The organism is Thalassobacter sp., assembly GCF_982993085.1.
This window is the reverse complement of sequence record NZ_CEZFMW010000142.1, coordinates 1-7,990: the sequence shown is the minus strand read 5'-3', so window position 1 is coordinate 7,990 and position 7,990 is coordinate 1. Positions and strand designations below refer to the sequence as shown.

Here is a 7,990-nt window from a genome sequence, read left to right as displayed (position 1 = left end):
TGAGCACGGAAGCAAAACACTACGATGTGGTGCGCAAGCCGATCATCACCGAGAAGGCCACTATGGCTTCTGAGAACGGTGCTGTCGTGTTTGAAGTTGCCATTGATGCGAACAAACCAGCGATCAAAGAAGCCGTTGAAAGCCTCTTTGGTGTGAAGGTCAAAGCGGTCAACACGACGATCACTAAAGGTAAGGTCAAACGTTTCCGGGGTCAGCTCGGCAAGCGTAAGGACGTTAAGAAAGCCTACGTGACGCTCGAAGAGGGCAACACAATCGACGTAAGCACTGGCCTGTAAGCTTTCGAGCTTCGCTAGAATCAGAAACCCCGGCTACGAAAGTGGCCGGGGTTTTTCTGTGATTGGATGATCGCTTCTTGGGGCGATGTTGCTAAGAGTGAATGAATGGCGAGAAACGGGTGTTTTGCGCTAATATAGTCCCTGTCCCTCGCCATATTCGCGGTTTTATTGCGGTCTAAAACGATTGTTTGCGGCGCATCTTCATCTTTCTGAATCGCTATTACGGACTGTGCGTTTTGCAAAAAACCTTATGAGCGCCTGAGTTAGCAGCCCACTCCGTGGTCAGGTGGCTCTCTGGGTTAATGTGTCTTAAGTTAAATCAACTTTTTTGGCACGTATCTTGCTGTTTTCAATAACGAATTATTAAGTATCACGCCGCAAAACAGCTATATCGGCTAGCCTATTTTGGCGAAGTTGGGCCGAGCATGCATTTGAAAAATAAGGCTGAGTATGACCATTTCTCCCGCTTCGGAATTTTCCAACTCCTCACAAGGCGCGGGCCCTCTCAGGTCTGCTGGCCATTTGCATCAAGATATTTCAGCTTGGACCGCCCTGCGTGCGTTTGCGTGCGTATGGGTGGTCCTTTTTCACTTCGATCAGCGTTTTGAGACATCAATCGGCGGGGCTCTTGTCGCCAATGGCTACCTTGCGGTGGATTTGTTCTTTATTCTGTCGGGCGCCGTTATTTTCCATGTTTACGGCGCTGCATTGGCGGACAAGCAGTTTTCATGGGGTTTGTTTTTGTGGAAGCGTTTTGCGCGGTTGTACCCTGTGCACCTCGTGAGCCTGATTATGGCGGTGGCCATTTTGTACGGCGGTGCGGCGGTCGGACTGGGCCGTGCGCCCGAATATGACTTCAGCACGGTCCTTTTCGCCAATCTTTTTGCGCTGCACGGCTTTGGGGTGTTAGAGGAATTGACCCTGAATTACCCATCCTGGTCGATTAGCGCGGAGATCGCCGCCTATGTGTTGTTCCCAATTTTGGCTTACCCATGTCTGTTCTGGCCGCGAAAAGTTTTGGCTGGCGTTGGCGCGGGGGTGTTCCTTGCCGTTGTTGTCGCGGTTGAACTTGCGCCTGAGCACCTTTTCCCAACCAACGTAAGAGGTCAAAAGCTGACCAGCCTTACCTATAATTTCTCTGTCCTGCGAGTGTTACCTGAGTTCCTTTTAGGGATCATCGTTTGCCGCTGTTTGAGTGAAGCGCATCGGTTGTCTTCGGCGGTGTCACTACTGTGGCTCGGCGCAATCATTGGGGTGATGGTGGTGTGCCTGTTGACCGGTCAGGACTGGGCCTTTGTACTCGCTGGAACTGCGTTGGTTGGGCTGTTGTTTGTCGGGCAGTTCCAGCCGCCCAATTGGATGATCTTTCTCGGTACGATTAGCTATTCGGTTTATATGGTTCATGCACTTGTCGCGATCACGCTGTTCAAGGTGATCGAGCGGATTGGGGGTTATCCCGACAATGCTGTGCCGCTCATCTGGTGGCCTGTGACGTTGGCTTGTACGGTTGGCGCCGGTTACCTTATGTGGCGTTATGTGGAGGAGCCCATGCGTCAACGTCTGACTTCCCACCGGCCTAGCATATCATCCAGGAAAGACCGGGGCAGGGCGCAATGCAGCGTAACGCCGGAGTACACTCGTGCCGATGCTTGCCAACGCTAGCCCACTATGCTTGCCGTTTAGTGGGTTTTGGGGCCCCAGGCGCTTGACCCCATCGCGCAATGCTCCTAACAGACACCATCGCAACACGCCCCGGATTCGTCCGGGGCTGTGCGTTTGGTCGGACGGGTGTGTAACTGTGCATCAAAATGACCCGGAATAGAGCACTCTCAATTGTGCTAAATTTCGTATTCGCCGGCCACCTCCGGGGGGCTTTACATAGCGGGAGCGCAGGCTCTCGCCCAGACAACGGAAGACAGTAAACATGGCACTAAAGTCGTATAAGCCGACGACGCCGGGCCAGCGCGGGCTGGTTCTGATCGACCGTTCGGAGCTGTGGAAAGGTCGCCCTGTAAAGGCGCTGACCCAAGGCCTCACCAAAAATGGTGGCCGCAACAACACCGGACGGATCACGATGCGCCGCAAAGGCGGGGGCGCCAAGCGTCTCTATCGTATCGTCGATTTCAAACGTACAAAAATGGATGTAACGGCCACGGTCGAACGCATCGAGTATGACCCCAACCGGACTGCGTTCATCGCGCTCGTACGGTATGCCGATAATGAGCAAGCCTACATCTTGGCCCCTCAGCGTCTGAGCATTGGCGATCAGGTTGTTTCGTCCGCAAAGGCCGACATCAAACCTGGTAACGCGATGCCCTTCTCCGGCATGCCCATCGGTACGATCGTGCACAACGTTGAGCTGAAGCCAGGTAAAGGCGGCCAGATCGCCCGTGCCGCTGGTACCTACGCCCAATTCGTTGGTCGTGATGGTTCCTACGCTCAGATCCGTTTGTCCTCCGGCGAGTTGCGTCTCGTCCGTCAGGAGTGCATGGCCACGGTTGGTGCGGTCTCGAACCCCGATAACTCCAACCAGAACTTCGGTAAGGCTGGTCGCAACCGTCACAAGGGCATCCGTCCCTCTGTGCGTGGTGTGGTCATGAACCCGATCGATCACCCCCACGGCGGTGGTGAAGGTCGGACATCCGGTGGTCGTCACCCAGTGACACCATGGGGTAAGCCCACCAAAGGTGCTCGTACCCGTAACAAAAACAAAGCGTCCAGCAAGCTGATCATCCGCTCGCGGCACGCCAAGAAGAAGGGGCGGTAATCCATGTCTCGCTCTGTTTGGAAGGGTCCTTTTGTCGACGCTTATGTCCTCAAAAAGGCCGAGAAAGCCCGCGACAGCGGTCGTCTGAACGACGTGATCAAAATTTGGTCGCGCCGCTCTACAATTCTGCCCCAGTTCGTGGGCCTTACCTTTGGTGTGTATAACGGCCACAAGCACGTGCCCGTGAACATCACCGAAGAGATGATCGGCCAGAAGTTCGGGGAATACTCGCCGACGCGTACCTACTACGGTCATGCCGCCGATAAAAAAGCAAAGAGGAAGTAAGCCATGGGTAAGGAAAAAAACGCCCGCCGCGTGGCCGACAATGAGGCTATGGCGAAAGTCCGCATGCTGCGTACTTCTCCCCAGAAGCTGAACCTCGTCGCTGGTCTGATCCGTGGCAAGAAAGTGGACAAGGCTCTGTCCGACCTCACTTTCTCCAAAAAGCGTATCGCGATTGACGTGAAGAAATGCCTTCAGTCCGCTATCGCGAACGGTGAAAACAACCACAACCTGGATGTCGATGAGCTGATCGTGGCGGAAGCCTATGTCGGCAAGAACCTGACCATGAAGCGCGGTCGTCCGCGGGCACGTGGTCGTTTCGGCAAGATCGTTAAGCCCTTCGCAGAGCTGACAATCGTCGTCCGTCAAGTCGAGGAGCAAGCATAATGGGTCAGAAGGTTAATCCGATTGGCATGCGCCTGCAGGTGAACCGCACTTGGGACAGCCGCTGGTACGCCGACACCAAAGACTATGGTGATCTGCTTCTTGAGGATCTCGCGATCCGTGCGTTCATCGAAAAAGAGTGCGTTCAGGCCGGCATCAGCCGCGTCATCATCGAACGTCCTCACAAAAAGTGCCGCGTTACCGTGCACACTGCGCGCCCTGGCGTCATCATCGGCAAGAAAGGCGCAGACATCGAAACCCTGCGTCGCAAACTTGCTGCGATGACCGACAGCGAGCTGCACCTCAACGTTGTTGAAGTGCGCAAGCCCGAGCTTGACGCTGCCCTCGTGGCCGAAAGCATCGCGCAGCAGCTCGAGCGTCGTGTGTCCTTCCGTCGTGCCATGAAGCGCGCCGTACAGAACGCAATGCGTATGGGTGCCCTCGGCATTCGTGTGAACGTTGCGGGCCGTCTCGGTGGTGCCGAAATCGCACGGACCGAATGGTACCGTGAGGGCCGTGTGCCCTTGCACACACTGCGTGCGGACATCGATTACGCACACGCCGAAGGTTCCACTGCTTACGGGATCATCGGGATCAAGGTCTGGATCTTCAAAGGTGAGATCATGGAGCACGATCCTGCGGCACGTGACCGTAAGGCCCAGGAACTCCAAGACGGCCCAGCACCTCGCGGTGCAGGTGGCGGTCGTCGCTAGGGAGAGAGACAGATGCTTCAACCAAAGCGTACTAAATTCCGCAAAATGCACAAAGGCCGCATCCGCGGTGAGGCAAAAGGCGGATCTGATCTGAACTTCGGCACATACGGTCTGAAGGCTCTTCAGCCTGAGCGTATTACTGCGCGCCAGATCGAAGCTGCTCGTCGTGCCATGACGCGTCACATGAAACGTCAAGGCCGTGTCTGGATCCGGATCTTCCCCGATCTGCCCGTGACCTCCAAGCCAGTCGAAGTACGGATGGGTAAAGGTAAAGGTTCCGTGGATTACTGGGCGTGCAAAGTTAAGCCCGGCCGTGTGATGTTCGAGATCGACGGTGTATCCGAGGACGTTGCACGTGAGGCTCTGCGCCTTGCTGCGATGAAACTGCCAATTAAAACACGGACCGTTGTTCGCGAAGATTGGTAAGCCTCGATCGTGGCGTCTGTTGGCGCCACCCCGGTATCAAATAAAAAACCCCCGCCGAGAAATCGGTGGGGGTTTTTCTTTTAGGGTAGGTCAAGAACGACGCGCTTGGGTTCTATTCGCCCTGTGATGAGATGACCGTCAGTTTTCACTTCCGGGAAGTCTTTGGCCCAATCCTTGAATCGGTCGTTTGTGACGACGGGCGCGCCATAATCTCGTGCGGCCTTCAGGATTGCAGGGTCAGCGGGGGTGCCTTTGGGAACGACCATGACCCGCGCTTCCGGCAGGCGCAGCAACTGTGCAAGGGCGCGGTCGTGTTGGTATTTCCCCATCAGAAGGTAGCCTGCATTGGCATCGAAAACGACACCCGGCATATACCCTCGTTTTTCGAGGTAGCGGACAACGGCAATGACAGTCTGGATTTCCGGCTTGCCTTCGCGCCAATGCATCACGTTCGAGCCATCCAGGATGACCCAACGTTTTTTACGGCGAAAAAGACGCGCGGCGCGTCGAAAAACGCCGGCCAGTAGCGCAAAGGCGATAAGACACAGGGCGAAAACAATCACCGAGATGAGCGTCTCTACGGATATGTTTGCCATGGTAATGCGCCTTCTGCCGCCATTTGCTTTAACACAGGTCCTTCGGACAGTGCCGTGTCAAAACAATGGCCAGTGCGCGTTAAAACATGGTTAGTGTTTTGGCATCATTCCCATTTATAGTTGAACGAGACGCTGATGCGTTCCTCTTCAGCCATGTTCATCGGGACCTCGTGTCGAAGCCAGCTTTCCCACAATAACAGCTCACCCACTTCGGGTTTGGCGTAGACAAAGGTCCGCAGCTGTTCGGGCGCGTCTTTTGCCCTGATAGGGGCGGCCATCATCATTTGCGACCGCGGGTCCTCTAGCTTGAGGGCAGATGTGCCTTGGGGCATCTGCACGTAGGTCGTGCCAGAAATCACAGAATGGGGATGGATGTGGCTTGTGTGGATGCCACCTTCCGGCAGGATGTTGATCCAGATATCCTCTAGCACCAGCTTCTTGTCGCCAAGATCAAACGCCAGATCCTTGGCAAACTCCGCGACGTGTTTGTCCAAGGCTTTGACCACATCGGTAAAAATCGGGAACCGCCACGGCAAATCGCTGAGCGAGGCATAGCTGGTGTAACCGGCGTATCCGTTGGCTTCGCACCATTCTTGGCCGGCTTCGTCGTCCTCGGCGATCGAGATGCAGCTATCCAAAAATTCTTCTGGGTCGATGGCATCGCCAAAGGTGGTGAGCGATGATTGGTAAAGGCGGGTCACGAAGAGGGATTTGATCTGGGTCATGGGCGCGTCTTAGCGTATTAAGCTCAGGCAGGCGAGAGGGTGCGTAATGGTCCGTGACTACGGTGAATTTCTTGGAAAGACGGAGGCGACGGTGGCGTCGCCGCTAGCCGCGCTTGGATGGTGGGCGTTCTTTGCCAATCAGGTCGATGCAGATGAGCTGCTAGCGCATCCGCCCGTGCGAGTGACAGAGGTACATCGAAGCTCGATCCATGTTGTGGGTGATGGGATCGATCAAAGCCTTCCGTGGGTTGCGGCCACGACCGTTGGTGATTGGCTGATGCTCAACCAGGATCTGCCCACCGCAAGCCGCGTGTTGACCCGCGCCACCGAGATCAAGCGACGCGCGGCTGGCCCGGGACGCGATGTGCAGATGATTGCGGCCAATCTGGATACAGCGTTCATCGTTTCCTCTTGCAATGCGGATTTCAATGTCGCCCGGTTGGAACGGTTCCTTGCGGTGGTTCTGGACGCTGGGGTGACGCCGGTCGTCGTCCTGACCAAAAAGGATCAAGCGCCCGATTGGGAAGAGTACGTGGCGCAAACCCAAAGTATGACAGATGCTGCGGTGATCGCGGTTAACGCCAAAGGGGATGAGGTCCGTACCGTGCTTGCGCCATGGTGTAGGCCCGGGCAGACTGTCGGGTTTTTGGGTATGTCAGGCGTGGGTAAGTCAACGCTAACCAATGCTATTGGCAACCTAAGCGTGGCGACTGGCGACATTCGTACGGACGATGCGCGGGGGCGGCATACGACAACGCGGCGTCAGTTGTTCTTTGTGCCGGGCGGACCTGCCATTCTGGATACGCCGGGCATGCGTGAGTTGCAGTTGACCGAGGCCGCCAGCGGCGTGGGTGAGGTCTTTTCGGACCTGGAGGAGATCGCGAGCCAATGCAAATTCCGCGACTGTGCCCACGGCGGTGAGCCGGGTTGCAAGGTGCAGGCGGGCATCGCGGCGGGTGCGATTGAGCCCGAGCGCCTCGCGCGTTGGCAAAAGCTGGTTGCCGAGGATCGCGTGAACTCCGAAAGCGTCGCGCAACGGCGCAAACGCGAGAAAGGTTTTAGCCGGATGGTAAACAAGTCCATCCGGGGCAAAGCGCGTTAGGCCGTTGGGTTCGTAACCTTTATGGATACTTTCTCAAGTTCGATGTCATCCGCACCACTAAGCCGCAGGATCGTGCTGGCGGCAGGGGCTGTATCGGTTGCGCCAAGACGCAAAGTGATCGAGGCGCCATAAGAACCGTCATCATCCAAGTACCATGCTAAATCGGTGCCCGCTACGGGCCGATCGTCTCCGGGTTCGCGTTGGATTTCAATCTCAAGCGCCTCAACTTCGGGGTCAAAGCCTTCGATAACGCGGACGGGGGCCGGGCCGTCGGTGGTGAACAAAACCTCAAGGCCAGTGTCCATCGCAGGGGGCTCGGGAAAGGCGTGGTTCCACAGTTCGGCATCTAGCTCTGTTTCGGGGTCTTCGTCGGCCATTTCCACGTCCAAGTCTCTTGCGGTATTGATTGAGGGCCAGTCCGCCGGGGAGGCGGAGTGTTTTGTGTATTCAACCTCAGCAGCCCGGGCGACATGACCTGCGGCCAGGGCCGCGCGTGCCATGATGGCCGCGTCGTCCAAAATTGGGGCAGGCGGGTCCTGATCGAAGGTTGCTTTAAAGCTTGGGGCGATGTCGTGCGCCAACTCGTCAAAAGCGTCAGGCGCTGGTGGTTTGGCGCCACCGCCAAATCCGTGGCGCAGTTGGGCAAGGGAAGTGAAGAAGTTCATATCGGCCTCGTTGCGAATTGATTAACACAACCTT

Annotated in this window: 11 protein-coding genes; 8 read left to right on the top strand and 3 right to left on the bottom strand. The window is 56.3% G+C overall.

Going from position 1 to position 7,990, the window contains the following annotated elements; all coding sequences use genetic code 11:
- The 7 genes from AC4GMC_RS16280 to rplP form a co-directional block, all read left to right on the top strand.
- Positions 1-296: 50S ribosomal protein L23 (locus tag AC4GMC_RS16280; protein ID WP_487878272.1), on the top strand; the 296-nt coding region annotated here is incomplete at its 5' end.
- A gap of 450 nt (positions 297-746) precedes the next feature.
- Positions 747-1,958 (top strand): acyltransferase family protein, encoded by a 1,212-nt coding sequence (locus tag AC4GMC_RS16275; RefSeq protein ID WP_487878273.1) that lies wholly within the window; start codon positions 747-749, stop codon positions 1,956-1,958.
- A gap of 262 nt (positions 1,959-2,220) precedes the next feature.
- Positions 2,221-3,063, top strand: a complete 843-nt coding sequence (rplB, locus tag AC4GMC_RS16270) for a 50S ribosomal protein L2 (RefSeq protein ID WP_038008637.1) — start codon at positions 2,221-2,223, stop codon at positions 3,061-3,063.
- Between the two features lie 3 nt (positions 3,064-3,066).
- Positions 3,067-3,348 (top strand): 30S ribosomal protein S19, encoded by a 282-nt coding sequence (gene rpsS, locus AC4GMC_RS16265; RefSeq protein WP_038008635.1) that lies wholly within the window; start codon positions 3,067-3,069, stop codon positions 3,346-3,348.
- A 3-nt stretch (positions 3,349-3,351) separates the two neighbouring features.
- Entirely contained in the window at positions 3,352-3,732 is a 381-nt protein-coding gene (gene rplV / locus AC4GMC_RS16260) for a 50S ribosomal protein L22 (RefSeq protein ID WP_038008633.1), read from the top strand.
- Complete coding sequence (gene rpsC, locus AC4GMC_RS16255; RefSeq protein WP_038008632.1) at positions 3,732-4,442, top strand: 30S ribosomal protein S3; 711 nt, start codon at positions 3,732-3,734, stop codon at positions 4,440-4,442. Before rplV ends, rpsC begins: the two co-directional genes overlap by 1 nt.
- 12 nt (positions 4,443-4,454) lie before the next feature.
- Positions 4,455-4,868 (top strand): 50S ribosomal protein L16, encoded by a 414-nt coding sequence (rplP, locus tag AC4GMC_RS16250; protein WP_038008631.1) that lies wholly within the window; start codon positions 4,455-4,457, stop codon positions 4,866-4,868.
- Between the two features lie 80 nt (positions 4,869-4,948).
- Here rplP and AC4GMC_RS16245 read toward each other — a convergent pair whose 3' ends face one another.
- Together AC4GMC_RS16245 and AC4GMC_RS16240 are read right to left on the bottom strand one after the other, a co-directional pair.
- The gene (locus AC4GMC_RS16245) at positions 4,949-5,464 is read right to left on the bottom strand and encodes an NYN domain-containing protein (RefSeq protein WP_487877765.1); all 516 of its coding nucleotides are present in this window, start codon (positions 5,462-5,464) and stop codon (positions 4,949-4,951) included.
- A gap of 104 nt (positions 5,465-5,568) precedes the next feature.
- A complete protein-coding gene (locus AC4GMC_RS16240) occupies positions 5,569-6,189 on the bottom strand; it encodes a 2OG-Fe(II) oxygenase family protein (protein ID WP_487877766.1) in 621 nt (206 codons plus the stop codon).
- A 46-nt stretch (positions 6,190-6,235) separates the two neighbouring features.
- On the opposite strand from AC4GMC_RS16240, the gene rsgA reads away from it, so the two are divergent.
- Entirely contained in the window at positions 6,236-7,291 is a 1,056-nt protein-coding gene (gene rsgA, locus AC4GMC_RS16235) for a ribosome small subunit-dependent GTPase A (protein WP_487877767.1), read from the top strand.
- On the opposite strand, the gene AC4GMC_RS16230 is transcribed toward rsgA, so the two are convergent.
- Positions 7,288-7,956 carry a hypothetical protein gene (locus AC4GMC_RS16230; protein ID WP_487877768.1) on the bottom strand — a complete coding sequence of 223 codons (669 nt, stop codon included), beginning with the start codon at positions 7,954-7,956 and terminating at the stop codon, positions 7,288-7,290. The two genes, rsgA and AC4GMC_RS16230, sit on opposite strands and share 4 nt — an antisense overlap.
- Between the last annotated feature and the right edge of the window lie 34 nt (positions 7,957-7,990).